Genomic DNA, 26,170 nt, shown 5'->3' on the forward strand with positions numbered 1-26,170 from the left:
GGAGATACCGGGCAGTCGTTGATGCTCCCTAACGCCGGCTTACCAGACCCTACGGTCCTCCTTATCGCCGCTAGCCTCTCCCTGTTCGGCGTCGGTCTCGTCAAAGGCATCGCCGGGTTCGGGACGGGGCTGCTCGCCGTCCCGATCATCTCGAAGCTGTACTCCCCCGCGCTGGCGCTCGGCGTGCTCTCGGTCACCCTCTGGCTCGTGAACGTCCACGTCGTGACGACGAGCGGGCTGCCGCGTCGCGTGCTCGCCACCCACCGGGGCCACATCCTGATCGCCGTCGTCGCGTCGGTCCTCGGCGTACTCGGGATGACGCTGCTGCCGGAGTTCGTGGTCTACATCGGGCTCGGGAGCTACATCTCCCTGTACCTGCTCTCCCGGAACGTCCGGTGGACGCCCGGCATCGGCCCGAACCGGCCGCAGAACAGCCTCCTGGCGGGCGGCGTCGGCGGGTTCATCACCGGGGCGTTTCTCTCCGGCGGGCCGGTGTTCGTCAGCTACTTCCAGTCGATCGAAATCTCCCAGGACGAGTTCGTCGGCGCGCTCGGGTTCGTGTTCACGCTGACGATGATGGTCCGCATCGCGCCGCTGTACGCCACGGGCTCGTTCGGCGTCTCGCAGACGGCGCTCGGAGTCGGGTTTCTCGTCCCCCTCTCGATGGGCGTCGCGACGGGCGATCGACTTCGACCGCACGTCCCCCGTGGCGCGTTCGACCGGTTCGTCGAACTCCTGCTGGTTGCGGTCGCAGCGAACTTGCTGCTGGACGGGCTGCCGGCGGTGCTGTAGCGGCGACTGTTCACTCAAGGTCGACCAGTTCTGCGTCTTCCCGGAGCCGCGCGGCCGCGGCGTCAACGTCGAACTCGGCGACGATCTCGCCGTCGCGCACGAGCGGCTCGAACAGCGCTTCGGCGTCCGCGGGAGCTTCATTGTCTGCAAGTCCGACGTGGTGGCCGCCGTCTGCCGTTCGGTACACTTCTTTGACCCCCGAGAGCTTTCCGCGCTTGGAGATCGCCTCGCCCTCGATCGCAACGATGTCGAGCGCGAAGTCCATCGGGTCGGCGTTCGTGACGTAGCTGCCGACGCCGAACCCGTCGACGATGTCCCGCAGGCTCCGCATGGCGTCGGGCGTGATACCGCCGCTGACGAAAATGTCGACGTCCTCCCGGCCGACGGCGTCGAGTTCCCAGCGCACCTCGCGGACGATGTGCCTGAAATCGCCGCGGCGCGAGCCCGTCGTGTCGATGCGCACGCTGTCGAGATCGTCGCCGAGCGCGGCGGCCGCCCGTAGCGTCTCGTCGACTTCGTCGGTGAACGTGTCGCAGAGCGCGACGCGGGGCACGTCTTCGCCGACCGCCTCGTCGAACGCCCGCCAGGCGGCCTCCTGCTCGCCCTTCCCGAAGAGCAGCATCAGGGCGTGAGGCATCGTCCCGCCGGCCTCGCGGCCCAGCACCTCCCCGGCGGCGACGTGGGAGAATCCGTCCATCCCAGCGAGGAGGCCGGCGCGCTCGACCAGCGGCGTGATCGCGGGGTGGACGTGGCGCGCACCGAAGGACAGCACCTGCGAGTCCGGGGCGGCCCGCCTCGCTTCCAGCGCGCGCGTCGCGAACGCGCTGGCCTGCGAGAGAAAGCCCAGCAGCGACGTCTCGAAGCGCGCGAACTCCAGGTACGGCCCCTCGATGCGCATCACCGGGCCGCCGTCGAACAGCCGGCCCTCCGGGATGGCATCGACGTCAACCGCCCTGCCCTCGAAGAGGTTGGCGACGTCTTTCACGCCCGCGAGGGCGTCGAACTCCCCCGTGGGAAACTGGTCGACGGTCACTTCCGCGACGACGCGAGGGTTCTTCCCGGCGTGTTCGAGCGTCCGCTCGGTCCGCCGGAAGTACGCGTCGGTCGCGGTGCCCTCCCCGATCGCCTCGTCGGACACCGTGTCGAATGGGCCGCTCATGCAGGAGAGTTGCGCGAGGCCGGAGGAAAAGCTATCCGTTCGCGGGCGCCGCGGCGCCAGCGGCGTCCGACTCGACGGGCGACGCCGCTACCGAATCGCGAGCGGCCGTTTCGGCTGCCGCGACCGTCGGGGCGTGAACGCCGTCGAGCGCGTCGACCGTCGGGGCGTGGACGATCGTCACGACGTCGTCAGTCCGGGTCACGCGGTACGCGCCGGTGAAGGAGGCGCTCTCGGGAACGCGATAGACCCCCGCCGATACCTCGGTCGCGTTCTGCGAATCCAGCAGTCGCTCGTAGCCGCCGCGGAACGCCGTCGCCTCCGAGGCGTTCGTCCAGGCCGTCCGGAGCACGTAGCCCGTCCGGCCGTCGCCGTCGCGGTACGGAACCAGTACGTCGCCGTCCCAGCCGTCGGTGATCGGGTGCTCGTACCGGTAGATCGTGTGCTCGCCGGACGCCGAGAAGGGGTACTGGTAGCCGATCACGCCGTTGTGCCAGAGCCCCGCGAACAGCGACGCCTCGCCGAGGCGTTCGGTGCGAGCGTCGCTCTCGCTGCTCTCGACGGTCTCACCGCTCTCACCGCTCCCGTCCTCATCGGATCCGCTCGCCCCGAACCGCTCCCACTCGCCGTCACTGCGGTCGGTGACGGTGACCTCGCGCGGCGGGTCGTCGGGGTAGCGCTCGGGATGGATGATCTGGGCGGTGCTCGTCGGCGGATTCTCGTACGCCCGGTCGACGGCGTCCCAGCCGCCTCGTTCGTGAAGGTCGTCGACGAACGCCGGCCCGTCGCTGTAGGGCAGGAACGTCGTCAGGTACAGCCCCATGTTCAGCGACTCCGAGGCGGGACCTCGGCCGTCGGTCGAGACGTCGACGCACTCGAACGCCGCGCCGCAGTCGGCGTCGTAGCGCTGCATCAGGTAGTTCGCTTCCCCCTCGATCAGGCCGTTCCAGGCGAGCCGCTCGTCGCGCGTGTCGGTCGCCCGCGCGATGCCGAACTGCTGGTCCTGCAGAGCGTGGACGAGCTCGTGGACGAGCGTCGACCGATCGATCCGGACCGCGTCTGGGTCGTCGCTGACGATGACGATCTTGCCGCCACCGGCGGAGGTGTAGTAGCCCGCCACAGACGAGCCGTACAGCTCGTCGAACGCCGCGGTGACGTTGCCCTCGTCGCCGACGATAAAGGAAGCGCGCCAGGCGACCGTGTCGACCGCGTCGTACGACCCGAAGAGGCCGCTCGACGACTCGCGGTACTCCGCGCGCGAGACGACGTCGACCGGGACCGTGCGCTCGAAGTTCAGCCCGCGATCTCGCTCGATCCGGGCCATCGCCCGCGCGACGACGGCGTCGAGCTCGGCCTCGGAGAGCCCGTCGGAGCCGTCGACGGCGATCGACTCGTTCCAGCGGTAGCCGTCGACCAGCCCGAGCTCGTCGTCGGTCAGCTCGCGAGCGCTCGCATCGTCCTCGCCGGGGGCGCCGTCGGCGCCCGGCGCCGTCGGTAGGCCGGAACACCCCGCCAACAGCGCGATCGCGAGCACCGCGAGCAGCGCCGCGGCCCGTCCATGCATGGCTCGACGGTACGGGAGAGACGTGATAAAATGGCCGGTCCGCGGCGTCGGTCGCGCTCGAGTCAGTTCCGAACGGCGCGCCGCACTGCGAGCAGCGCCGCGCCGATCAGCGCCGCCGCGGACGCCGCGGCGCCGAAGCCGGGGATGGGGTCCTGCTCGTCGGTGTGGGCGTCGGAGTCGGTGAGGTTGGACTCGCCCTCGGGCGCCGCGTCGGGGTCGAGCTGCTGGAGTTCCTCGACGGTCGGCGCGTGGACGATCCGGACGGTCGAGCCGTTCAGCTGGACGGAGTAGGCGCCCTCGAACTCACCGGACAGCTCGTACGTGTCCGCCCGACCGTCGACCGGATCTGCGTCGTAGTACCGCAACAGTTCGCCGTAGGCGCCCGCGAACTCCTCGGCCTCGGCGGGCGACTCCCAGGCGAGCTGCCAGACGTAGCCCGTCTCGTTGTCGTCGTTCCGGTAGGGCGTGAGCCGGTCGCCGTTCCAGCCGTCGGAGGGCGGCGCCGAGTAGTCGTAGGGGTCCAGGGAGTTCTGGCCGCCCGAGAGGAACTCGTTGGCCCGGACGAACTCTGGCTCCTCGTACTTGAACGTCGGCGCCGCGAACATCATGAACACGGCGGGCTCGCCGGCGATGCCGTAGTTCGGGCGACCTTCGACTGACAGTTGCTCCCACCGGTCGGCTGTTCGGTTGGGCGCGGAGATGTTTTGCGTGGTCTCGTTCGGGTACCGATCGGGGTACATCACCTCCTGGCTCGTGTTGGGCGCTCGATCGTAGGCCCGATCGACGGCGCTCCAGTTGCCGCCCTCGCGGAGGTGCTCGACGAACGCCGGTCCGTCGCTGTAGGGCTGGAAGGAAAGCAGGTACAGCGGGAGGTTCGCGAGGTCGCCGGCGGAGGGCCCCTCCCCGCTCTCGACGGTGCGGCAGGTGCCCGACCAGTTACCCTCGCAGGCGTTACGGTAGATCGTCTCGACGTAGCGGGCGTCGCCCTCGATCAGCCCGTTCTCGGCGTTGGAATCGTCGAGCGTCCGCGCGTCGAAGCGCGTGAGGTTGAACTGCTGGTCCTGAACGGCGTGGACCAGCTCGTGGGCGAGGACGGGCTCGGAGAACTGGACGGCCTCGGGGTCGTCGGTGACGACGACGAGGCGATCGGTCACGGGATCGTAGTAGCCGCCGACACCCGCGCCGAGGTTCTCCTGCTGGACTTCGACCGCGTCCTCGTCGGCGCCGACGAGCATCAGCGCCTCGTAGGTGACGTTCTCGAACTGGCGCTGGCTCTCGGTGATGTTGCCGAACGCCGAGGAGTTCTGGAACTCCGACCGGGTTCTGATCTCGACATCGACGTCTTCCTCGAACTCCAGACAGCGGACCGCCTCGACGCGGGCTTGCGTGCGCGCGACGAGGGCGTCGAGTTCGCTCTCGTTGAGTCCGTCGGAGTCGTTGACGGCGATCGACTCGTTGTACCAGTACCCTTCCGACCAGCCGAGGACGTCCTCGTCGGGATCGGCGCGGTCCTCGGGCGGCGAGACGGCGCAGTCGCCGATCGGGGCAGACTGCTGGAGGGATGTCGACGGCGCCGCGGCGTCGGCCTGCTGTGCGGGGGCGACCGTGTGCACAACCCCACCCGAAGGCTGGACGCTCGATGCCGGCGCCGCCGCGGCGGGGGCCGCGACGCCCGACAGCACGAACAGCAGCGCCGCGCCGACGGCGAGGAACTGGCGCATGCGTGAGTGGACGTGACAGTCGCACAAAAAGTATGGCATTCGACGGGGATCGTCGTGAGGCGCCCGCAGGGCCGATCTTCGGCGCCTGCAGGACCGTTCACCGGGCGTTCGTTTCGGTGATCATTCCGCACGGAAGAAGGTATGACGGCCGTCTGACTGACCTTTTTCCCCCGAGCCTGCGAACCGACTGTCGATGCCCCGCCGGTACTCCGTCGTCTGCGACGACGACCTCGGCGACCGGGTCGAGGCGCTCGCCCGGGAGTACGACCTGACCGAGCAAGAGGTCATCCGCCAGCTGCTGCGCGAGGCGCTGGAGGAGGATTAGGCGTTCGAGGGGTTCTTCCGGGACAGCGAGCTGCCGCAGATCGGACAGCGATCCTTGCTCTCGTCGAACTCGCGGCCGCAGCCCTGGCACTGGAACCGCCAGTCGCGTTGCTCGTCGATCCCCTCGCGGGCGATCACCTCGACCGCGACGTTGAGCTTGTCGGCGACGTTCTGCATCGCGTAGTCGTCGGTGACCAGCGTGCCGTCGAGCTCGAACGTCGCGGCGATCAGCCTGACGTCAGTGCTCGACAGCTCCTCGAAGTCGCCGCTCTCGCGGGCGGCGCGCTCGACCGTCTCGACGGTCTCCTCGCCGGGGATGTGGACGTGCATCCCCGAGCCCTCCATCGCGTCGTACCGGTAGGCGCTCTCGTCTTCGAGCTCCTCCCGAACCAGCGGGATCGAGGCGGTGTCCTCCGTCGTGTGATACTCGTTGATGAACGCGGAAGAGTCGAGAACGTACATTTAGCGGCTGACGACGATGTAATCCTTGACCGCCTGCACGGCCTGGACGGGCACCCTGTATCGGCCCGCTTCGTCGGTGTCGAGGCTCACGTTGCGCGTCGTCTCCTCGTCCGGTTCGATCAGGACCTCGTCGAGCTCGCCGCTCTTGAGATCCATCGTGATGTTGTACAGCATTCCGAGTTCGGTTCCGTCGCTCCCCATGACGGCCTTCCCCGAGAGGTTCTCGGCGAGTATGTCGGGCATACCACCGGCTTTCGGCTGCTGTACTATAAACTCCACGGGCATCCTTTCCGTCGGGGACCGTCGGAAAGATGTCGCCGGGCGGACGAATCGGTCGAGATTACGAGCGTCGCTCCGCGAGATTTTTTCCGTGCGGGTCGCTACCACCGGGTATGGAACTCGATCCCGACGCCGCCGCGATCGTCGTGGTGGACATGCAAAACGGGTTCGCCCACCCCGACGGCAGCCTCTACGCCCCGGGGAGCGAGGCCGCGATCGAACCGATCGCCGAACTGGTCGACCGGGCGCGCGACGCCGGCGCGCGTGTCGTCTACACCCGCGACGTCCACCCGCCCGAGCAGTTCGAGGGGAACCACTACTACGACGAGTTCGAGCGCTGGGGCGAGCACGTCGTCGAGGGAAGCTGGGAGACCGAGATCGTCGATGGGCTGGATGTCCGCGAGGAGGATCTGGTCGTCGAGAAACACACCTACGACGCGTTCCACGAGACCCAGCTCGACGGCTGGCTGAGCGCCCGCGGCGTCGACGATCTGGTGCTCTGTGGCACGCTGGCGAACGTCTGCGTGCTGCACACCGGCGGGAGCGCCGGGCTGCGGGACTACCGCCCGCTGCTCGTCGAGGACGCCATCGGCGCGATCGAGGACGACCACAAGGAGTACGCGCTGGAGCACGCCGACTGGCTATTCGGTGAGATCGTCGACCGCGAGGACGTCGAGTTCGTCTGACGCCCGGGTAGCGATGGATACGGTCCCGCCGGCGAGGAATTTACGGGTCTGGAGCGGGACGTCCCCGGCAGATGCCCTCCAGACGACGATATCTCGCCGCGGTCGGTGCGGCCGGCGTCCCGCTCGCGGGCTGTAGCTACATCCACGGGTCGCCCTCGGCCGACGAGCCGCCCGAAGCCGGGGTCGACGATCCGCCGGAACCGAGAAGCGACCTCCACGGCGCCGACGGCGAGTGGTCGAGTTTTGGCTGCAACGCCAGCAACGCCCGCGCGGTCGGCGACGGTCGCGCGCCGGTCGACGGCGTCGCCGAGCGGTGGCGCGTCGAGGTCGCCGGAAGCGCGTACCGGGAGCCGGTGGCCGCGGACGGTCGGGTCTATCACTGCTTCACCGATCTCAGCGCGTACGACGCCGACGACGGGTCAGAACTGTGGCGTCACCCCGACGTCGAGACGACGCCGGTCGTCCGGGACGGCGTCGTGTACGCCGGCGCCGAGGGACGCCTGCTCGCGCTCGACGCCGAAACGGGCGATACTGCGTGGGAACTGACGCTCTCCGAGAACGAGTCCGTCGGCGTCCCGGCACTGTTTCCCGGAGAGGGCCTCTACGTGCCCGTCGGCGAAGCGGTGTACAAGATCGATCCGGAAACGAACGGCGTCGAGTGGTCGCGCGACGCGTTCGGGCGGGTCCTCGGCCCGCCGGCGTACGTCAGCCAGATGGGGTGCGCGTTCGCCACGGAAGCGGGCTACGTCTACCTGCTCGGACACGACGGAACGGGCTTCGGGCGGTGGAGCCTTCCTGCCGTCCCCGAAGCGCCGCTCACCGCCGACGTTGACGCGCTGTACGTCAACTGCCTCGACGGAGCGACGTACGGTATCGATATGGAGCGATCGCCCCGACTGGATATCGACTGGCACGCCGAAACGGGTTGGGCGAGCGCCGGGATCGCGGTCCACCAGTTCGTCTACACCACCGGGACGAACGGTCTCCGGGCGATCGATCCGGACTCCGGCGACTCGCTCTGGGAGTACGACACCGGCGACTGGCGCTGGACCGCGCCGGCGCTGGGACGGGACACGCTGTTCGTCGGCGGCGGCCGCCTGTACGCGCTCGACCCGACGCCGGGATCGGGGACGCCCGACCAACCGGCGGTGCGCTTCGAGAAATCCTTCCACGGCCGCGTCGGGCCGGGACCGGTGCTGGACGACGGAACCGTCTACGTGATCGCCCAGACGGGCGAGCGAACTTACCACCTGCTCGCGCTGGAGTGATCCGCCCCCGATTCGACGTTCCGGCCGACCGTCGTCCTCAGTGACCGATCTCGACGCGTACCCGATCTCCGACATCGAACGGGACGTCGGGACAGATCAGCTTCGCGCCGAACTCGTCGCGGGCCGCAAACAGCGCGATGCCGGTGATCGGTTCGCCGTTGGCCAGCACCGTCACGCCGCCCCAGGTGACGTGGCGACCCGTCGCGACGCCCACCCGGTGGCCCGCCAACGTGACGGGGCGATCGCTCGCGGACGCCGCGGCCGATCCGGCGTCTGCCCCGCTCGGCGTAGCGTCACCGTCGGCGTCTGTCGACGGGTGCCCCGCTCCGGCGTCGGCCGACAGCAGACCGCCGCCCTCGTAGTGCGGGAAGCCGCCGTCGAGAACGCCGATCGGCCGGTCGTCACTGTCGGTTCCTCCCGTCGCCATCCCGACGAAGCGCTCGCCCGGAGCCGGATGAGCGGGCTCGTCGAGGACGACGAACGTCTCGCCGCGCTCGACGACGCGGCCGGCGCCGTCCCACGCCAGCGGTTCGACGCCGACGGCCGGCTCGACGCGCAGCGAGCCCGCCGCCCGGTAGGGGTTCGCGTCGGCCGACCGGAAGCCCAGATGGATGTGATTCGGAACCCACGGCGCGAAGAACCCCGCTCGCACCAGTTCGCCCAGCGGGTCGCCCACCGCAATCGACTCGCCCGGTTCGACGGCGGGCTCGACGTGCAGGATCCGGGCGATGCGGTCGCCCTGGTCGACTACGATCAGGTGGTCGTGCTCGGCCGCGTACGGCTTCGGCGGCGCCCGAACGGTCCGAGTGTCGACCACCTCGCCGGCGACCGGGCTGGGCGCCACGGTCTCGCCGGCGGCCGGGTACAGGTCGATCGCCCGGCCCCGGTCGTGGGCGTCGAACGGCGAGTTGTACAGCGAGAACCGGCGGTAGCGCGAAATGGTCTCCTCGGGCAGCGTGACGGCCATCGGGCGTTCTTAGGGCCGCCGGCTCTTAGTCCCGGTCATGCGCGTGCTCCGCGGGCGGGCCGCGACGCCCGAGGCCGACGCCGAAGCGACCGCCGAGCTGCTGGCGCGGACGGGAGAAACCGGCGAGCCCGGGCTTCGCGTCTGGCGGCCCCACCGGCAGGTCGCGTTCGGGCGTCGGGACGCAAACGCCGAGGGGTACGAGGGAGCGCGGCGCGCCGCCGGCGAGCGCGGGTTCGAGCCGGTCGAGCGCAGCGTCGGCGGGCGGGCGGTGGCCTACACAGGCACGACGCTCGCGGTCGCGCACGCCCGCCCGATCGACGACATTCGACAGGGGCTCGACGAGCGCTATGACGAGGCGGTCGACCAGCTCCGCGCCGCGCTGGGACGCCTCGGCGTCGACGCCGAACCGGGCGAGCCGCCGAACTCGTTCTGCCCCGGAACGCACTCGCTACAGGCCGAAGATCGGAAGATCGCCGGCGTCGCCCAGCGCGTCAAACAAGAGGCCGCGCTCGTCGCGTCCGTCGTGATGGTCGACGAGCGCAGCGAGATCGCCGACGTGCTCGCCCCCGTCTACGGCGCGCTCGGCGTCCCGTTCGATCCCGAGACGGTGGGGTCGGTCGCGGACGCGGGCGGACCGGACGATCCGGAGACGGTCGCACGAGCAATCGAGGACGCCGTCATCGGGAGCCGAGAGGCGACGATCGAGCGGATCTCGTAACCGCGCGCTTCCGGGACGTTTAGGGGCGCGCCCCGACGAGAGCGAGTATGCTCATCGCCAACGCCACGCTGCCGGACGGCCGCGAGCGCGACGTCCGGATCGCCGACGGGGAGATCGACGCCGTCGAGCCCTCGCTGTCGGGCGAGCCGGACGTCGACGCCGCGGGCAAGCGACTCTTTCCGGGCGCGATCGACGTTCACGTCCACTTCCGCCAGCCGGGCTACTCGCACAAGGAGACCTGGGAGACCGGCTCGCGAAGCGCCGCCGCGGGCGGCGTGACGACCGTCGTCGACCAACCAAACACCGACCCGGCGACGGTCGACGGCGCCGGCTTCGACGAGAAGGCCGACCTCGCCGCGGCGTCGTACGTCGACTACGGGATCAACGGCGGCGTCACGGAGAGTTGGAATCCCGACGAGCTGTTCGACCGGCCGCTGTTCGCGCTCGGCGAGGTGTTTCTCGCGGACTCGACCGGCGACATGGGGATCGACGCCGACCTGTTCGGCGACGCCGTCGCGCGGGCTGCCGAGAACGACGTGACCGTCACCGTCCACGCCGAGGACGCCGATCTGTTCGACCAGTCCGCGCGGGATGCCGACGCCGGCGGCGAGGGCGAGGCGGCAAACGCCGACCTCTGGAGCGCGTTCCGGGCAGCCGAAGCCGAGGAAGCCGCGGTCGAGCGCGCGGTCGAGGTCGGCGGCGACAGCGACGCCGACGTGCACATCGCCCACACGAGCACGCCCGAGGGGATCGACGCCGCGAGCGCCGGCGGCGCGACCTGCGAGGTGACGCCGCACCACCTCTTTCTCTCGCGCGAGGACCTCGGCGAGCTGGGCACGTACGGCCGGATGAACCCGCCGCTGCGATCGGCCGAGCGCCGCGAGGCCGTCTACGAGCGCGTGGCCGACGGGACGGTCGACGTGATCGCGACCGATCACGCGCCCCACACCCGCGAGGAGAAGGAGGCCGGGCTCTGGGACGCGCCCAGCGGCGTCCCCGGCGTCGAGACGATGCTCCCCCTCCTGCTGGAGGAAGCCAGACAGGAGAACCTCTCCTACGAGCGCGTCCGGGACCTGATCGCCGCCAATCCCGCCGACATCTTCGACCTGCCGAGCAAGGGGCAGATCGAGGAGGGGCGCGACGCCGACCTCGTGCTGTTCGATCCCGAAAGTAGTCAGAAAATCCGGGGCGAGGATCTGAACTCGAAGTGCGAGTGGACGCCGTTCGAGGGCCGGCGCGGCGTGTTCCCGGAACTCACGCTCGTCCGGGGCGAAATCGTCTACCGAAACGGAAACTTTGGCACCGCCGTCGGGCGGAACGTCCGCCGATAAGCGAGTCATAACTAACCCGCGTCGAGGGGGAGTCTCGGGGTGATGGTCGCCCACCTGCCGGAGACGCTCTGGCGCAGCGCGACGCACTACGTCCGCAAGCAGCGCGACGAGCCGACCGGCCCCGCCTCCCCCGAGCTGTTCGAGTCGATCCTCGCAGAGTACGACGAGGACGCCGTCTTCGTCCACGCCGGTCTGAGCGACGTGAGCGCGGCGTTCGACGGCAACCCCTACGAGTTCCTGCTCGATCGGCTCGACGCCGAGTTCGAGTCGATCCTGACGCCGGGCTACACCCAGTCGTTCCGCGAGACGGGCCACTTCCACCGTCAGGAGACCGAGCCGGCCGTCGGCGCCTTTGCGAGCCTGTTCTTCGACGACGCCGACTACCGGACGTGCGATCCGCTGCACTCGATTCTCGTGCGGGGGGACTACCGCTTCGAGGGCCGGACCCACCGCGACACGTTCGCGCCCGACGGCTGCTTCGGCAAGCTCGCCGACGACGGCGTCCGTATCCTCAACGTCGGGACGCCGTGGCTCGTCTCGACCCAGCTCCACTACGTCGAGCGCGTGCTGGACGTCCCCTACGCCGAAACCGTCGAGGTCGAGGGGACCGTGGAGTACGAAGACGGGGAGCGCGAGGACGTGATCCAGCGCAACTACAGCAAGAACAAGTACGTCTACTACTGGAACCGCGTCGGCGTCCAGCGCGATCTGATGGAGGAGGGCGTGCTCGACCTGTTCGATCTCAACGGCCTCACGGTCATCTCGGTCCGGGCCGACGAGCTGCTCGACGCGCTGGAGCCCAAGATCGAGGACGATCCGTACTACCTGGTGCGCTGACCCGCCGGGGATCAGGGCCGGTGACTCAGTCGTCCGCCGTCAGGTCGTGACCGCACTCGGGACACTCCGAGTGGTCGTGGCGCAGTTCGGCGCTGGACTCGCGGACGTCCCGCATCACCGCCGAGATCCGATCTTCGGCGTCCAGCTCCTCCTCGACAGTGAGATCGACGCCCTCGACCTCCAGCAGGAACTTGGCAACCTCGGTCGCCTCGTACATCACGTCGTCCAGTTCTTCGGCGGTGAAGAAGTCGCACATCGCGCCGTAGAGGAAGGTCGCGCCGGCTTTCCGGACCTTCTCCTCGAACGACGAGCGGGCCTGGTTGACCGCCTGGGGCGTGTACGTGTCGGTCATGAAAGGAACCAGCTCGGGCAGGTTCTCGCCGATCTTGGTCATCTCGACGCCCGTCTCGGTCCGGAAGTCCGCGCAGAGGCGCGCAATCGCCCACTCGCGGGCGGTGACGTACGTGCGCTCCCGGAGGAACTCGTTGACCCGGTCGTACTGCGCGCCGTCCATCTTCTTGAACCGCGCGTACTTCTGGACGTCCGGCGGGACGTCGGGCGCGTCGTCGCCGCCCGACGCCGCGTCGGCGTCCGGAACGGAGGGCTGGGCAGCCGGTGCGTCGTCGGCGTCGGGCGACGCCTCGGCGTCCTGTCCGTCGGCGTCGGGCGACACCGCGGCGTCGTCCCGGTCCTCGGAACGGGATTCGGGTTCGGTCGTCGTGACAGATCCGTCCGGATCGTCGGAGCGGTCCGCAGAAAGATCGTCTCGGTCGGCAGAGGGATTCGGCGACTCGTCGGACATGGCGAGACGTTGCCGTGCACCCCCTAAAAGCGTTGTCGTGGGGAGGTGGAGCGCACTGGACTCGCAGCGCGCCCGACGCCAAGAACCTGCGACGCACCGACATTTAGGTGAATGGAGTTGGAACCTCCGCCAATGGACTGGAAGAAGCTCGCGGCGATCGGCGCCGCGCTGATCGTCGGGGCGATCGTCGTCGGAACGGTCGAGGGAACGGTGATCGATCGGCTCGGTGCGCCCGACGCCTACGGCGCCGCGACGACGGCCGCGTACGTCGCCGCGGTGCTCGCGACGCTGACGGCGTTCACCGGGTACGACGCCGTCGGGAGCGCGCAGTACCGCGACGCGTCGGTTCGGCGGCGCGCGATCGACGTCGGCGTCGCCGCCGTCGCGGCCGGGCTCGTCGCCGTCCCGGCCGCCTTCCTCGCGCTGGCGATCGGCGTCGGGACGATCGACGGGGGCGTCGGACCGCTCGCGTTCAGCTTCGGTCCGGAGGGCGTCGCCCTCGTCGTCGGCGTCCTCGCCGGGGTGGTCGGGCTCGACCGCCGGATTCGAGACGCGAACGAGCGAACGCGGCCGGACCGAGCGTAGCCGCGGATCGCGCTACAGGTCGACTCTTCGCTCTTCCTCCCAGGTCGTCTCGTCGACCACGACGAGTTCCTGCTGGCCGAACACGTAGAGGTAGTCGTCGATGTAGGTCGCCCGAACGGCCGGGCCGTCGGTCTCGACGACCGTCTCGCGCGCCAGGCCGTCCTCGTAGTCGTAGACGTAGCCGCCCCGATCGGTCGGCAGGAAGAACACGCCGTGGCGCTCGTCGAGCAGGAAGGCGTGGTGAGATTCGGAGATCGCCGACCAGCGCGCGTCGAGGATCGCCTCGTCCTCGACTTGCGGGTTCGACCGATCGGAGATGTCGAACGTCACGGCCTTGACGTCGCCGTCCTCCTGCCCGATGCCGAGCACGCGGTCCTCCGAGAGCGGGTGGAGGTACGTCGAGAAGCCCGGCAGCTTCAGTTCGCCCATGATCTCGGGATTCTCGGGCTCCGAGAGATCGACAGTGTAGAACGGATCGATCTGCCGGTAGGTCACCAGATAGGCTTCGTCGCCGACGTAGCGCACCGAGTAGATGCGCTGGTCGACGCCCATCCCCTGGACCTCGCCGGTAACGTCCAACTCGTCGTCGAGCACGTACAGGTCGTTCTCCGATTCGGCGGCCGGCGCCGCGACGGTCGTCGCGATCCTGAGGTGCCCCTCGTGCTCGGAGAGCGAGAACTGGTCGAGCGGGCGCCCGGGAACCTTGCCGGTGGCGCTCACCCCGAGCGAGCCGGTCGTGTCGACGCGGACGATCCCGGTCGACTGGAACTCGCGGAGATTGTCCTCGCTGTAGCTCTCGAAGGCGCTCTCGAGTTCCTCCCGGGCGTCCCCGCGCTCGTCCTCGTCGAGGCGGGCGCGCCACTCGCTCAGGATCGCCTCGATCTCGGCGCGTCGGGCGCGCTCGGAGAGGTCGTACTCCTGAAGCTGTTCGAGATCCGCGACGGCCTGCTCGTCGAGGACGTCGCTGCCGGGGCCGAGCAGGAACTCCAGTTGCATCTCCGCGCGCGACGCCGAGTCGGGGTAGGTGAGATACACCGCGTTCGCGGAGACGTAGGTGACGGTGTGACCCGCCGAGCCGACGAAGCTCGCGGCGTCCTCGACCTCGCCGTCGGCCGGATCGAGTCGGACGACGCTGTAGGTCGTGTCCGCGCCGGTTGCCTCGGGCGAGTAGTTGACGTCCGAGCACTCGACGGTAGCGGCGGCCGAGTCAGCGTTCCCGCCGGCGGTGTCGTCTCCGCCGCCGACCGGCCGAATCGGACAGGGATCCTCGCGGTCGGTGTGCTCGGCGACGACGAGGTAGAGTTCGCCGCCCTTCAGCCGAGCCGTTTCCAGTCGCCCGTCGATCGGCTTCGTCCACTCCCGTTCGGGGTTCTCGCGGTCGGAGACATCGAACCCGTGGAGCTCGTCGTCCTGCAGCACGACGAGCGTGTCGTTCGCGAGCAGCAACTGGCCGGTCTCGGGGACGCCCGCCACCAGCTCGGGGTCGGCGGGCTCCTCGGCGTCGAGCACGCGCGTATCGACGTAGCGGCTGTACTGCTGGCCGGCGTAGAACACCGATCGTCCGTCGGTCTTGAGCACGTCCGGCTCGTCGATCCCCTCGACCTGAACGTTAGTGTCGGCGTGACGGTCGGCGCCGCCGGACGCCGATGCGCTCTCGCCGCTCGCCCCACCCGCGGCGCCGTCCGCGCTCGCGGCGTCGTCCGTCTCGGCGACGTCCTCCCGCGCAACGTCTGCGCCGCCGGTCGTCACGCCGCCGCCGACGAACGCGGCGCCGCCCCGCGCCTGCGAACTGCTCAGGTAGTCGCGGAACTGCGCCTCGGAGTCGAACGTCTCGACGGTCGCGCCCTCGGTTCGCCAGTCGGCCGGCTCGTCGGTCCCGTCGTCGGCGCCCGGCGGTCCCAGCGCGAAGCCGGCGACCGCCAGCGCGCCGGCGAACAGGACGACGAGTCCCGCCGCGGCGAGCTTGTTCGTCTCTGGCATCGTGACGGCACCTACGACGGAGGGTACCATTCCGGTACCGATGACTCAAACAGCCGTTTGAGTGTTCGTCCCGACCGAAGCCCGGCGGCGGCCGCGACTGACGCGCCGCTTCGTCCCGGCACAACTGTTTTGACGGGGGGACGAAAACCTCCACCCGATGAAGGTACTGCTCGGGATCGGGGGGAGCGACGAGTCCCAGCGCGCGCTCGACGAGACGGTCGCGCGGGCCGCGGAGACGGACGACGAGCTGACGATCGCCATCTTCGAGAAGCCCGGCGTCGATCGCGATCCCGACGAGATCGAGGCGACGGCCAGAGAGCGCCTCGACGAGGCGGGCGTCGACGCGACGATCCGGCACATCGAGGGCGACCCCGGGAGCCGGCTCGTCCAGATCGCGGAGGCCGACGGCTACGACCAGCTCGTGATCGGCGGCGGCGAAGTGAGCCCGATGGGGAAGATCCAGCTCGGCTCGGTCACCGAGTTCGTCCTCCTGAACGCCCAGGTCACGGTGAAGCTGGTACGATGAGCGACCGAATCTACCCCGACGAGGCCGCGAGCGGGTTCCCCGAGCCTCCCGTCGAGTTCGAGGACCGCGAGGGACGCACGATCGAGGTCCGGGCCTACGAGTCGGGCGACGAGGAAGCCCTGGTCGAGATGTACGACGCGTTCGACCCGGCCGACCGCGCCCAGGGGATCCCGCCGTCGACCGAGGAGCGGATCCGCGACTGGCTGGAGCTGATCGTCGACGAGGGGCACAACGTGATCGCCTGGCACGACGACGCCGTCGCCGGGCACGCGACGCTGGTTCCCGACGGCGCCGAGGCGTACGAGCTGGCGATCTTCGTCACCCAGGAGTACCAGCGCGCCGGCATCGGCGGGCGACTGATCCGCGCGCTGCTGGGATACGGCGCGAGCCAGGACGTCCAGCACGTCTGGCTGACCGTCGAGCGCTGGAACCGGGCGGCCGTCGCGCTGTACGAGGACGTCGGGTTCGAGCGCAGCGGCACCGAGAGCTTCGAGCTGGAGATGTCGCTCCGGCTTGACTGAAAACGGCGCTTCTTTTACACCGAAAGAACCGGCTGGCTGGCGTACAGCAGCGTGTACTCCGCAGCTTTCTCCAGCACGTCCGGCTCGTCGTCAGTGTGGGACTCGCGGGGGATCACCAGGAAGTCCGCCTCGACCTCCTCGGCGACGTCGAGGACGACGCTGCCGGGGTGGCGGGTCTTCCGACGGGTCGAGAAGCCGAAGGCGATCGTCGTGTCGACCGGGACGCCCTCCTCGGCACCGATCTCCGACACCGTCTCCAGGTACGCCTGGTTGTTCTCCGCCACGTCGTCCTCGTCGAGATCGCCGCTTTCGAGGCCGCGCACGACGTCCTCGCCGACCACGTACACCGCGGACACCGCGGCGTCGTACCGGTCTGCGATCGCGACGGCGTACTCGACGGCGCGGGTCGACTCGTCGCTGCCGTCGACCGGGACGAGCACGCGCTCGACCGAGAGGGGGTCGCCGGCGGCGTCTAGCTCGTTCGCGTTCATACGTACCCCTCCGGATCCGCGGGGCAAAAACTCTCCCCTCGCTGACGGACCGGGCGCCCCGTCGCGCCGGTGATCGACGCCGCGCGCGAGCGGGACGGCGTCAGAGGTTTAATGCCGACCGCGGCGAAACGACTTCCTATGATCGATACGGTCGTCGTCGCCACCGACGGGTCCGCGAGCGTCGAGCGCGCGGTCGACGTCGCGCTCGACCTGGCAACCCGGTTCGACGCCGAAGTCCACGCGCTGTACGTGATCGACGAGAGCGAAGTCGACGGGTCGCCCGAGGAGTTGCGCGACGAGCTGCGCGACGCGCTCGAAGAGAAAGGGCAGGACGCGCTCGACGCGGTGCGCGAGCGGACCGACCGCGAGATCGTCACCGACGTGCGCGAGGGGCGGCCCGCGGTCGAGATCTCGAACTACGCGCGCGAGCAGGACGCCGACGTCGTCGCGACCGGCACGCGCGGGCGCCACGGCGAGCACCGCTTCCTGCTCGGCAGCGTCGCCGAGCGCGTGGTGCGCTCCTGTCCGGTGCCCGTGCTGTCGGTGCGCCAGCTCGCCTGATCGGGCAACTACAGCCAGAGCGCCCACCGCGCCCGCCGCTTGCGACCAACCGGCGGCTTCTTGCGTCCGCGGGCCACACCGGCCTACATGGACGACGATCTCATCGACGACGAGGAGCTCGCCGCGCCGCGCAAGTCCGTGCTGCCCGGCGAGGGCTTTTTCGTCCCCGACTCGTTCGAGGAGGACTTAGAGGAGCAGGAGGCAGCCGAGGCGCTCGAGGGCGCCGAAGTCGCCGTAGTGGCTGATCCGGACGCCGACGGGCTGGCCTGCGTCGCCCTGCTCCGCGAAGTGTACGGCGAGGCCGCGCTCGTACCCGCCGGCCCCCACGACCTCGAAGAGGGGATGGAGTACGTCGCCGAGTACGGCGAGGACGGCATCCGCGCGTTCGTCTGCGACCTCTGTCCCGACAAGTTCGAGTACGTCGACGAGGAGCTCGCCGCGCTGTCCGAGCGCGCGAGCGAGGTGCGCTGGTTCGACCACCACCAGTGGGACGACGACGTCGCCGCCGCGGTGCGCGACGCCGGCGTCGAGCTGGTCGTCGGCGAGTCCGACGAGGAGTGTACGGCCGACGTGGCGCTCCGCGAACTCGACCACGAGTTCCCGCGGCGCTTCCGCGAGCTCGCCGCCGTCACGCGGGACCACGACCTCTGGATTCGCGAGGACCCTCGCAGCGACGATCTGGCGGACTACTCCTACTGGTCGGAGCCCGAGGAGTACGTCGCGACGGTGCTCGAGCACGGACCCGACCTCCCGGAGGACGTGCTGGCGTTCCTCGAGGAACAGCGCGTCGAGAAGGAGGACCTGATCGAGCGAGCGGTCGCCCGCGCCGAGTACGAGGAGATCGGTCCGTGGACGGTCGGGGTCACCTACGGCCGCTGCTCGCAAAACGAGGTCGCGGAAGCGATGCGCGAGGACGGCGCCGACGCCTCCGTGATCGTCAAACCGGCGGGCTCGGCGTCGATCCGCGGCACGGACGGCTTCGAGCTGTGCCACGAGGTCGCCGGCCAGGTCAACGGCGGCGGCCACCCGAAGGCGGCGGGCTGCAAGCCCGACATCTACGACGACATGCTCGACTACGCCAACCACTGGACCTCCCGAGGCGCCACGACGAAACAGGTGATCCTCGACGCGTTCCGGAACGTCGTTCCGGAGGACTACGAGGACGAAGAAAAGGACTCCTCGGCCGACGACGAGTAGCTTACCGCTCGCCGGCGACCCACTTGTGGGAGTACGCGGCGCCACAGGCGCACTGGGCGTACGCGTGGATCACGTCGCCCTCGCCGTAGAGGCCGCCGACGTCCTCGTTCTGTTCTTCGGCGAACGCGAAGACGAACCGCGCTTCGTGGCCGTCGGCATCACTATCGTCGGCGTCACCACCATCGGCGTCCCCGCCGTCGGCGTCCGGACACGCGCCACCGGTGAGATCCTCGTGGATCTCGCCCTCCGCCCCCATCGCCTGCTTGGCGAAGCCCATCGCGTCGGTGCCCGTGGCGGCCTGAAAGGCGCTGCGGCCCGCCTCGCCCTCGACGACGATCAGCGTCCCGTCGGCGACGCGCTCGCCGTACTCGTCGAGCGTCGAGGGGTCGTCGACGGCGTCGTCCGCGACGTAGAAGGCGACGTCCTCGGGGCGCTGTCCGGCCAGAAACTCCTTGCGAGCGTCGGTCATACCCGCCGTTTCGTCCGGACGGGGAAAAGCGGTGCGACCCGCGGCCGATCAGAGGAGTCAGGCGGAGAACCGGACGGAGGCGCCGTAACCGACTTGTCACCCCTACTTGAACACGTTACGTAGGTAGCGGCAACGCGAATCCGGGCCACCGTCGGAGTTTCAGTATGGATGGAACACACAGCAGCGCCGCCCGAGCGACCTCCGCAGACGAATCTCCCTCCGCCGGCCCCCGATCGTACGACGTCCCCGACGGCGAGTCGCCAAGCCGAACGGTCGTCACGGCGGTCGCCGACGCGCTCGACGTCGATCCGCTGTCGCTGCCGCCGCTGTACGACGCGATCGACCCGGACGCGCTCGATGCCTTTCTCGACTCGATAGAGGGATCGGATCACCGCCTGACGTTCTCCTACGCCGGCGTGTCCGTCGAGTTCGACGGTGCGAGCCGCCTGTGGATCAGTCGAGCGTGAAGCGCGGTCAGTTTGACTGCCGGAAACGTCCGGACGCTACATTCTCCTCGCGCTCACGAGGCGATCGACCTCCGTGTCGCTCGCCGTTAGTTCGCACAAATGTAGCGTCCGGACGGCGTCTCACGCGAGCGGTAGCGAGCGTGAGGCTCGGCCGGTCGTGACTGAACGACTGAAAGGAGTGAAGGAACGTCCGGACGGCGATTTGAACTCGCCGAGACGGTCGGCCTCGCTTCGCTCGGCCGCTGCGACTCGCCTGCTCAAAATCTCCTCGTCGACGCATAAGCGCTCACGAGGTGAGCGACACGGAGGTCGCTCACCGTTAGTTCGCGCAAAATGTAGCGTCCGGACGGCGATTTGAACGCCGGTCCCTGGCTCCGCAAGCCAAGAGGATAGTCCACTACCCTATCCGGACTCATCTCTACGTATCCCGCGTTTACTTAAAGGGATTACGATACGGGGGCGGAGTGCCACTGAGTGACGGTGCCGTCGGGGGAATCGCCGACGCTCAAACGGTCGTTTGAGTCAACGGCATTCACTTCATACTGGCGCGAGTACGTCCGAGTATGAACCGACGAACGCTCCTGTACCAGTGCGCCGGTGCCGGTGCGGCGGCGACGCTGGCGGGCTGCATCGCGGACCGACCGGGAGCCGGGGGTGACGACGCCGAGCCCGAGGAGCAGCCGCTCGCGACCGACGGCGGAAACGAGTCGACCGACGACGACTCGAACGGAGACGAGGGAAACGACGGCGACGACGAATCGGATGATGGCGACGACGAATCGGACGGCAACGCGACCGACGGTGGCATGTCCTCGCCCGAACTCGTCGGCACGGACGTCGAGACGCACGGTGACGCCGACGAGGCGCGCGACGAAGCCGAGATCGCGTTCGGCGATGAATCCGTGACCGTCGAGGGGACGATATCGGCGCCGACGCCGAACTACGAGGCCGCGGTGAAAGAGGCCGAGTACAGCGAGGCGGACGACGAGTTCCGAGTGACGATGACGACACGCGAACGAGACACTGACGGAATGAGCATCCAGCCGATCACGGGGAAAGAGTACACGCTGGAGGCCACCTTCGACGGCGGGACGCCGATCCACGTCACGGTGCGCCACGAGACGCCCGGCGGCGAGACGACGACCGTCGCCGAGGGCTCACGCCGGTAGCGCGACGCGCCGCAGGTTTTTCTACGAGGGGGCGGCGACGCCCCAGTGTGATCCCCAGTACCCCCGAGACGGCGCCGCTCCGGTCGAACGCCGATGCGAGGAAAATCGCACGAGGGCGGCGCCGTGCCCGGCAAGGACAACGCTTAACCGGAGCCCACACCACCACAGACTACTAGAATGGGAGCTATCGAGGACGTATACGAAGACCTCGACGCCGACGTGGACCTGGAAAAGTTCCGGGAGGCCGTCGAGGCCAAGGTCGACCAGATGGGCGGGCTGGCCGACGAGGAGACCGCGGCGATGCTCGTCGCCCACGAGGTCAACGACGAGGAGGTCAACGGCATCGCCGACATCGAGCCGGGGATGGAGGAAGTGAAGTTCATCGCCAAGGTGATCGACGTCGGGGAGCTGCGCACGTTCGAGCGCGACGACGAAGAACAACCCGAGGGGCAGGTGATCAACGTCGAAGTCGCCGACGAGACGGGGAGCCTGCGGGCGGCGTTCTGGGACGAGCGCGCGGAAGCCGTCAAGAACGAACTCGAGGAGGGCGACGTGCTGCGCATCAAGGGCCGGCCCAAGGAGGGGTTCAACGGGATCGAGGTCAGCGTCGACGACGCCGAGCCCGACGACGACGTCGAGGTCGACGTCGCGATCACCGACACCTACCGGGTCGAGGATCTCTCACTCGGGCTCTCGGACGTCGACCTGGCCGGGCTGGTGCTCGACACCGAGTCCGTCCGGACGTTCGACCGCGACGACGGCAGCGAGGGGAAGGTCGCGAACCTCGTGCTCGGCGACCCGACGGGGAAGATTCGCGTGACGATGTGGGACGAGCGCGCCGATCGCGCCGAGGAGATCGAGCCCGGCACCTCCGTCGAGGTCGTCGACGGCTACGTCCGGGAGCGCGACGGCTCGCTGGAACTGCACGTCGGCGATCGGGGCGCCGTCGAGGAGATCGACGAGGAGATCGAGTACGAGCCCGAGCGGACGCCGATCGACACCGTCGAGATGGGCCAGACTGTCGATCTCGCCGGCGTCGTCCGCTCCGCGGACCCCAAGCGAACCTTCGACCGCGACGACGGCAGCGAGGGGCAGGTCCGGAACATCCGCGTGCAGGACGACAGCGGCGACATCCGCGTCGCGCTGTGGGGCGAGAAGGCCGACAAGGAGATCGCGCCGGGCGACGAGGTCGCGCTGGCCGACGTGGAGATCCAGGACGGCTGGCAGGACGACCTCGAAGCGTCGGCGGGCTGGCAGTCGACGGTCACGGTGCTCGAGGACGCCTCGATCGACGCCGGCGGAGCGGGCGAGGGCGCAGGCGGTTCGAGCGCCGACAGCGGCGCCGACCAGACGCTCGGCTCGTTCGAGGACGGCGGCAGCGCAGGCGGCGACGACGCGGCCGCCGCGTCGGACGCCGACGGCGGGGCGAGCGCGGACGCGTCGGCGTCCGGCGGCGACGGAGCGGACGCCGGCGGCGAGACCGCGGTCGCGGCCAACGGCGGCGGCGGCGCGGCGCTCGCGGACGGCGAGCAAACCGAGTTCACGGGAACCGTCGTGCAGGCCGGCGACCCCGTGGTGCTGGACGACGGCGAGGAGACGATCAGCGTCGAGACCGACGCCGACGTCCACCTCGGCCAGGAAGTGACCGCGCGCGGCGAACTCCGGGACGGCCGGCTGGACGCCGACGACGTGTTCTGAGCGCGCCGACGCGGTGGATTCGGCGCCAAACGACGGATTCTCAGCCCGTTTCACCGGCGGAAACGATCGCTACGGAAAAGGTTAAGGAGCCCACTTCCCCGAATTTGGGTATGAGCGTCGAGTTACCGTTTGCGCCCGTGGACACGATCATCCGTCGGAACGCAGGCGAGTTGCGCGTCAGCGCCGAGGCCGCCGAGGAGCTCGCCCACCGGATCCAGCTTCGCGGCGCCGAGCTGGCCGAGGACGCCGCCGACCGCGCGACCGAGGACGGGCGCAAGACGCTGATGGCCGAGGATTTCGGCGTCGAGAACGTCGTCGACAAGGACGACCTGACGCTCCCGATCGCGCCGATCGACCGCATCGCGCGCATCGACATCGACGACTCCTACCGCGTCGCGATGGACGCCAGGATCGCGCTGGCCGACATCTTAGAGGACTACGCCGACAACGTCGCAGCCGCGGCGGCGACGCTCGCGAGACACGCCGACCGGCGAACAGTCAAGGCCGAGGACATCCAAACGTACTTCGAGCTGTTCGAATGAGATGAGATTCGGCTACAGCGAGACGTGCCTCGACCACGACACCGGCGACCGCCACCCCGAGACGCCGGACCGCCTGCGCGCGATCCGCGAGGGGCTCAAGCGCAAGCACGGCGTCGAGTACGTCGACGCCGATCCGGCCGACGTCGAGACGGTGAAAGCGATCCACGACGACGACTACGTCGAGGAGTTCCGCGAGTTCTGCGCCGACGGCGGCGGCGACTGGGACCCCGACACCGTCGCCGTCGAGGCGACGTGGGACGCTGCGCTCCAGAGCGCCGGGCTCTCGGCGTGGGCAGCCGAGCGCGCGATGGCCGGTGATCGCGGCCGCTCGACGCCGTTCGCGCTCGGGCGCCCGCCGGGCCACCACGCCGTCGTCGACGACGCCATGGGGTTTTGTTTCGTGAACAACGTCGCCGTGGCGGCCCAGCACGCCCTCGACGAGACGGCGGCCGAATCGGTCGCGATCGTCGACTGGGACGTCCACCACGGCAACGGGACGCAGGACATCTTCTACGAGCGCGACGACGTCTTCTTCTGCTCGACGCACGAGGAAGGGATCTATCCGGGGACGGGCGGCACCGGCGAGACGGGGTCCGGCGACGGCGAGGGAACGACGCTGAACCTCCCGCTGCCCGCGGGCGCCGGCGACGCCGAGTTCGCCGCCGCGTTCGAGCGGGCCGTCGAGCCGGCCGTCGAGGCGTTCGACCCCGATCTGTTGCTGGTGAGCGCCGGCTTCGACGCCCACCGCCACGACCCGATCTCGCGGCTGCGCGTCTCGACCGACGGATACGGCGTTCTCACCGGCCAACTGCGGAGTCTCGCGGATCGGACCGACGCCGCGCTCGCCTTCGTCCTCGAAGGCGGGTACGGGCTCGACGTGCTCGCGGAGGGCGTCGCGATGGTCCACGAAGTGTTCGACGGGCTCGACCCCGTCCAGCCCGACGGCGACGTCGACGAGGACGTCGAGGAGCTGCTGACGGGGCTGCGCTCGCGACACCCGCTGCTGACCGGCACGTAGTTCGCGGGGCTGCAGAAAGCTAGTTCCGAGCGACCGATTTCTCAGGGTTCGGGATCGAAGTACCGCGCCAGTTCGACGCCGAACTCCTCGGCCAGCGCCGCGATCTCCTCGCCGACCAGCACGTCGTAGTCGTCTTCGAGGGCGCTTTCGACGTGCGTCCCGAGGCGGACGTCGAGCAGCCGGTCGCTGTGCAGGAACGCCGCGGCGGTGTGGAACTCCCGCTCCCGCTCCACGACGTAGCGACCGTCCTCGATGAACGGCCCGTAGGCGTCCGGATCGTCGGCGTACTTCTCGTAGAAGCCGGTCGCGTGGTCTCGCACGTGGACCGGCGGCCCCTCGTGGCGCTCGATCGTCGGCCGCTCTGCGACGCCGAGTTCGGCCAGCAGGACGGCCCGCTCGTCGGCGAACGCCGTCGAGCGCATCACGTCGAACCCGCGCCGGTCGAGGTCCTCGGCGACGCCGTCGAGCGAACGCGCGAGCTGCGGGTAGAGCTGGTCCTCCACGACGTCGGGCGCCGCGAACCGGATCGCGACGGGCGTCGTTTCCCGATCGTCGATAGCGGCTTCGACGTCGTCGGGCGAAAAGCGGTCGGGCTCGTCGGGGAAAAACAGCTCCTCGCGCGGGTCGTCGAGCAGATCGCGCGCGTAGTGCTGCAGGCGGGCGACGTTCTCGGCCGACAGCACCGCCGCGACGTTGCGACCGGGGTCGGTCGGGTCGATCACGACCAGCGGGTCGTCGAACGTCTCCGCGGCGTGGCCCTCGGGGTCGAGTTCGACCGGCGGATGCCACTCGGCGGCGGCCTCGACGAGCTCGCGGAAGCCGCCGTACTCCAGCACGAGCAGTTCGGTGAGGTAGCCGCTGAACCCCCGGGTCCGGAGGTCGCTGCCGTACGCGCCGATCCCCGTCAGGAACTGCTTGGCGAGCCGAACGTCCGCGGCGAGGTCGTCGTCGAGGCGCTCGGCGACGTACTCGGTGTGGAACGGCGTCCGGTCGACGGCCGACCGGATCGCCGCGGCGTCGTCGACGTCGTAACACGGCACCAGATCGACGTCGAACCCGTCGACGCTGCCCTTGACGTAGGGGTGCTCGGCGTACTCCTCGTGGCCCTCCGGCAGGACGCTGTGGCCGACCTCGAGGCCGTACTCCTCGAGTTCCTCGCGGTCGAGATCGGTCGGGAACCGGACGAACACGTCGACGTCCCGGTCGCCGCTGATCCACGTCCCCCGGGCCGTGCTGCCGACCTGCAGCACGTCGGCGTCGACCGGCAGCGCCGCGATGGCGCGCTCGGCGCGCTCGCGGAGCTCGTCGGCGACCGACTCCATCCGCTCGCGCTCCGCCGGCGACGGGTCGATCTCCTCGCGCACCGCGGCGACGGCGGCCTCGAAGTCCTCGGCGTCGCTCATCGCGTCGCGATTGCGCCGCGCCGCGTGAAAGGGTATCGATGCCCGACCGCGAGGGAAAACGAAAGCCCTATCAAAACCACCCGACTACATCGGAGTGCAACGGGCCGCCGTAGCTCAGTTGGTAGAGCACCTGGTTGTTACCCAGGTTGTCCCAGGTTCGAGCCCTGGCGGTGGCGTCTTTCTACGACTCACCTTTGCGAGGCGACGCCAGTCGCCGAGCAAACGCGTTACGTCGTCGAAGACGGCAACGGTCCGGCTCGAGCAGACGAGTCGCAGCCCGCGCAGGCGAACGAAGTGAGTCGGGCAGGACCGTCTCGGCGAGTTCGATCCCTGGCGGTGGCGTAAAATCGCACGACGATTTTACGGCTAATCAGAACGCTGCGCGTTCTGATGATGGCGTCACTTCTGTGGAGTCCCTCGAGAGAGGAGGCGAACCTATTCGACTCCCGACGGGCGGGGAATGCGACAAACCTTAGTTCGGGTTGATCCAACGACGACGTACGGGCCCGTATCTCAGTCTGGTTAGAGAGAGCGGCTCATAACCGCTTCGTCCTTGGTTCAAATCCGAGCGGGCCCACTTCGAAACGAAGCGTTCTGTGGCCGGCTCCGAAACGTACGTGATAGCGCCCGAGAACC

28 protein-coding genes and 3 tRNA genes are annotated in these 26,170 nt (G+C 69.4%); 19 read left to right on the top strand and 12 right to left on the bottom strand.

Annotated elements, in window-relative coordinates; all coding sequences use genetic code 11:
* The first annotated feature begins 21 nt into the window (after positions 1-21).
* Entirely contained in the window at positions 22-792 is a 771-nt protein-coding gene (locus ABDZ81_RS03885) for a TSUP family transporter (protein WP_343772553.1), read from the top strand.
* Positions 793-802: 10 nt separating this feature from the next.
* Here ABDZ81_RS03885 and ABDZ81_RS03890 read toward each other — a convergent pair whose 3' ends face one another.
* The 3 genes from ABDZ81_RS03890 to ABDZ81_RS03900 all read right to left on the bottom strand — a co-directional run bounded on the left by ABDZ81_RS03890 (position 803) and on the right by ABDZ81_RS03900 (position 5,233).
* Positions 803-1,951 (bottom strand): nicotinate phosphoribosyltransferase, encoded by a 1,149-nt coding sequence (locus tag ABDZ81_RS03890; protein ID WP_343772554.1) that lies wholly within the window; start codon positions 1,949-1,951, stop codon positions 803-805.
* 31 nt (positions 1,952-1,982) lie between these two features.
* The gene (locus ABDZ81_RS03895; RefSeq protein WP_343772555.1) at positions 1,983-3,512 is read right to left on the bottom strand and encodes an Hvo_1808 family surface protein; all 1,530 of its coding nucleotides are present in this window, start codon (positions 3,510-3,512) and stop codon (positions 1,983-1,985) included.
* Positions 3,513-3,574: 62 nt separating this feature from the next.
* A complete protein-coding gene (locus tag ABDZ81_RS03900) occupies positions 3,575-5,233 on the bottom strand; it encodes an Hvo_1808 family surface protein (protein WP_343772556.1) in 1,659 nt (552 codons plus the stop codon).
* 193 nt (positions 5,234-5,426) lie between these two features.
* On the opposite strand from ABDZ81_RS03900, the gene ABDZ81_RS03905 reads away from it, so the two are divergent.
* Complete coding sequence (locus ABDZ81_RS03905; RefSeq protein WP_343772557.1) at positions 5,427-5,558, top strand: ribbon-helix-helix protein, CopG family; 132 nt, start codon at positions 5,427-5,429, stop codon at positions 5,556-5,558.
* Here ABDZ81_RS03905 and ABDZ81_RS03910 read toward each other — a convergent pair.
* A complete protein-coding gene (locus ABDZ81_RS03910; protein WP_343772558.1) occupies positions 5,555-6,019 on the bottom strand; it encodes an NOB1 family endonuclease in 465 nt (154 codons plus the stop codon). The two genes, ABDZ81_RS03905 and ABDZ81_RS03910, sit on opposite strands and share 4 nt — an antisense overlap.
* A complete protein-coding gene (locus ABDZ81_RS03915; RefSeq protein WP_343772559.1) occupies positions 6,020-6,262 on the bottom strand; it encodes a PRC-barrel domain-containing protein in 243 nt (80 codons plus the stop codon).
* A 149-nt stretch (positions 6,263-6,411) separates the two neighbouring features.
* Between ABDZ81_RS03915 and ABDZ81_RS03920 the strand changes: the two genes are divergently transcribed.
* Together ABDZ81_RS03920 and ABDZ81_RS03925 are read left to right on the top strand one after the other, a co-directional pair.
* Positions 6,412-6,984 (top strand): cysteine hydrolase family protein, encoded by a 573-nt coding sequence (locus ABDZ81_RS03920; RefSeq protein WP_343772560.1) that lies wholly within the window; start codon positions 6,412-6,414, stop codon positions 6,982-6,984.
* Positions 6,985-7,055: 71 nt separating this feature from the next.
* Positions 7,056-8,252: an outer membrane protein assembly factor BamB family protein gene (locus ABDZ81_RS03925; RefSeq protein WP_343772561.1), complete on the top strand. Its 1,197-nt coding sequence runs from the start codon at positions 7,056-7,058 to the stop codon at positions 8,250-8,252.
* Between the two features lie 37 nt (positions 8,253-8,289).
* On the opposite strand, the gene ABDZ81_RS03930 is transcribed toward ABDZ81_RS03925, so the two are convergent.
* A complete protein-coding gene (locus ABDZ81_RS03930; protein WP_343772562.1) occupies positions 8,290-9,219 on the bottom strand; it encodes a DUF8155 domain-containing protein in 930 nt (309 codons plus the stop codon).
* Positions 9,220-9,256: 37 nt separating this feature from the next.
* Between ABDZ81_RS03930 and ABDZ81_RS03935 the strand changes: the two genes are divergently transcribed.
* Genes ABDZ81_RS03935 through ABDZ81_RS03945 form a run of 3 tightly spaced genes read left to right on the top strand, consistent with a single transcriptional unit; the run spans position 9,257 to position 12,105 of the window.
* On the top strand, positions 9,257-9,937 hold the full coding sequence (locus tag ABDZ81_RS03935; RefSeq protein WP_343772563.1) for a lipoate--protein ligase family protein: 681 nt from the start codon (positions 9,257-9,259) through the stop codon (positions 9,935-9,937).
* A 47-nt stretch (positions 9,938-9,984) separates the two neighbouring features.
* Positions 9,985-11,268 (top strand): dihydroorotase, encoded by a 1,284-nt coding sequence (locus tag ABDZ81_RS03940; protein WP_343772564.1) that lies wholly within the window; start codon positions 9,985-9,987, stop codon positions 11,266-11,268.
* A gap of 42 nt (positions 11,269-11,310) precedes the next feature.
* Positions 11,311-12,105, top strand: a complete 795-nt coding sequence (locus ABDZ81_RS03945; protein ID WP_343772565.1) for an AAC(3) family N-acetyltransferase — start codon at positions 11,311-11,313, stop codon at positions 12,103-12,105.
* A 25-nt stretch (positions 12,106-12,130) separates the two neighbouring features.
* Here ABDZ81_RS03945 and ABDZ81_RS03950 read toward each other — a convergent pair whose 3' ends face one another.
* Entirely contained in the window at positions 12,131-12,907 is a 777-nt protein-coding gene (locus tag ABDZ81_RS03950) for a DUF5806 family protein (protein ID WP_343772566.1), read from the bottom strand.
* A 132-nt stretch (positions 12,908-13,039) separates the two neighbouring features.
* On the opposite strand from ABDZ81_RS03950, the gene ABDZ81_RS03955 reads away from it, so the two are divergent.
* Positions 13,040-13,492, top strand: a complete 453-nt coding sequence (locus ABDZ81_RS03955; protein WP_343772567.1) for a hypothetical protein — start codon at positions 13,040-13,042, stop codon at positions 13,490-13,492.
* A gap of 12 nt (positions 13,493-13,504) precedes the next feature.
* Here the strand turns inward: ABDZ81_RS03955 and ABDZ81_RS03960 are convergent, their stop codons facing one another.
* Positions 13,505-15,472: a beta-propeller domain-containing protein gene (locus tag ABDZ81_RS03960; RefSeq protein ID WP_343772568.1), complete on the bottom strand. Its 1,968-nt coding sequence runs from the start codon at positions 15,470-15,472 to the stop codon at positions 13,505-13,507.
* A gap of 157 nt (positions 15,473-15,629) precedes the next feature.
* Here ABDZ81_RS03960 and ABDZ81_RS03965 point away from each other — a divergent pair, with 157 nt between their 5' ends.
* Both ABDZ81_RS03965 and ABDZ81_RS03970 read left to right on the top strand, forming a co-directional pair.
* The gene (locus tag ABDZ81_RS03965) at positions 15,630-15,998 is read left to right on the top strand and encodes a universal stress protein (protein ID WP_343772569.1); all 369 of its coding nucleotides are present in this window, start codon (positions 15,630-15,632) and stop codon (positions 15,996-15,998) included.
* A complete protein-coding gene (locus ABDZ81_RS03970; RefSeq protein ID WP_343772570.1) occupies positions 15,995-16,519 on the top strand; it encodes a GNAT family N-acetyltransferase in 525 nt (174 codons plus the stop codon). The genes ABDZ81_RS03965 and ABDZ81_RS03970 overlap by 4 nt, the downstream gene beginning before the upstream one ends.
* A 14-nt stretch (positions 16,520-16,533) precedes the next feature.
* Here ABDZ81_RS03970 and ABDZ81_RS03975 read toward each other — a convergent pair whose 3' ends face one another.
* A complete protein-coding gene (locus ABDZ81_RS03975) occupies positions 16,534-17,010 on the bottom strand; it encodes a universal stress protein (RefSeq protein WP_343772571.1) in 477 nt (158 codons plus the stop codon).
* 138 nt (positions 17,011-17,148) lie between these two features.
* Between ABDZ81_RS03975 and ABDZ81_RS03980 the strand changes: the two genes are divergently transcribed.
* The gene (locus tag ABDZ81_RS03980) at positions 17,149-17,571 is read left to right on the top strand and encodes a universal stress protein (protein ID WP_343772572.1); all 423 of its coding nucleotides are present in this window, start codon (positions 17,149-17,151) and stop codon (positions 17,569-17,571) included.
* 87 nt (positions 17,572-17,658) lie between these two features.
* Positions 17,659-18,768, top strand: a complete 1,110-nt coding sequence (locus tag ABDZ81_RS03985; RefSeq protein WP_343772573.1) for a DHH family phosphoesterase — start codon at positions 17,659-17,661, stop codon at positions 18,766-18,768.
* Between the two features lies 1 nt (position 18,769).
* Here ABDZ81_RS03985 and ABDZ81_RS03990 read toward each other — a convergent pair whose 3' ends face one another.
* The gene (locus ABDZ81_RS03990) at positions 18,770-19,237 is read right to left on the bottom strand and encodes a DUF5807 family protein (RefSeq protein WP_343772574.1); all 468 of its coding nucleotides are present in this window, start codon (positions 19,235-19,237) and stop codon (positions 18,770-18,772) included.
* Between the two features lie 164 nt (positions 19,238-19,401).
* Here ABDZ81_RS03990 and ABDZ81_RS03995 point away from each other — a divergent pair, with 164 nt between their 5' ends.
* Positions 19,402-19,704, top strand: a complete 303-nt coding sequence (locus ABDZ81_RS03995; protein ID WP_343772575.1) for a HalOD1 output domain-containing protein — start codon at positions 19,402-19,404, stop codon at positions 19,702-19,704.
* Between the two features lie 339 nt (positions 19,705-20,043).
* Here ABDZ81_RS03995 and ABDZ81_RS04000 read toward each other — a convergent pair.
* Positions 20,044-20,116: transfer RNA gene (locus tag ABDZ81_RS04000), tRNA-Arg, on the bottom strand.
* A 151-nt stretch (positions 20,117-20,267) separates the two neighbouring features.
* On the opposite strand from ABDZ81_RS04000, the gene ABDZ81_RS04005 reads away from it, so the two are divergent.
* The 4 genes from ABDZ81_RS04005 (at position 20,268) to ABDZ81_RS04020 (ending at position 24,131) form a co-directional block, all read left to right on the top strand.
* Entirely contained in the window at positions 20,268-20,873 is a 606-nt protein-coding gene (locus tag ABDZ81_RS04005; RefSeq protein ID WP_343772576.1) for a hypothetical protein, read from the top strand.
* Positions 20,874-21,050: 177 nt separating this feature from the next.
* On the top strand, positions 21,051-22,571 hold the full coding sequence (locus ABDZ81_RS04010) for a single-stranded DNA binding protein (protein ID WP_343772577.1): 1,521 nt from the start codon (positions 21,051-21,053) through the stop codon (positions 22,569-22,571).
* A gap of 110 nt (positions 22,572-22,681) precedes the next feature.
* On the top strand, positions 22,682-23,113 hold the full coding sequence (locus ABDZ81_RS04015; RefSeq protein WP_343772578.1) for a histone: 432 nt from the start codon (positions 22,682-22,684) through the stop codon (positions 23,111-23,113).
* A 1-nt stretch (position 23,114) separates the two neighbouring features.
* Entirely contained in the window at positions 23,115-24,131 is a 1,017-nt protein-coding gene (locus ABDZ81_RS04020; protein ID WP_343772579.1) for a histone deacetylase family protein, read from the top strand.
* 41 nt (positions 24,132-24,172) lie between these two features.
* Here the strand turns inward: ABDZ81_RS04020 and cca are convergent, their stop codons facing one another.
* On the bottom strand, positions 24,173-25,534 hold the full coding sequence (cca, locus tag ABDZ81_RS04025) for a CCA tRNA nucleotidyltransferase (protein ID WP_343772581.1): 1,362 nt from the start codon (positions 25,532-25,534) through the stop codon (positions 24,173-24,175).
* A 103-nt stretch (positions 25,535-25,637) separates the two neighbouring features.
* On the opposite strand from cca, the gene ABDZ81_RS04030 reads away from it, so the two are divergent.
* Positions 25,638-25,710 (top strand) — tRNA-Asn (locus ABDZ81_RS04030).
* A 326-nt stretch (positions 25,711-26,036) separates the two neighbouring features.
* Positions 26,037-26,111, top strand: a tRNA-Ile gene (locus ABDZ81_RS04035).
* Positions 26,112-26,170: the final 59 nt, after the last annotated feature.

It is taken from the genome of Natronoarchaeum mannanilyticum, from assembly GCF_039522665.1.
In the GTDB taxonomy this organism is placed as follows: domain Archaea; phylum Halobacteriota; class Halobacteria; order Halobacteriales; family Natronoarchaeaceae; genus Natronoarchaeum; species Natronoarchaeum mannanilyticum.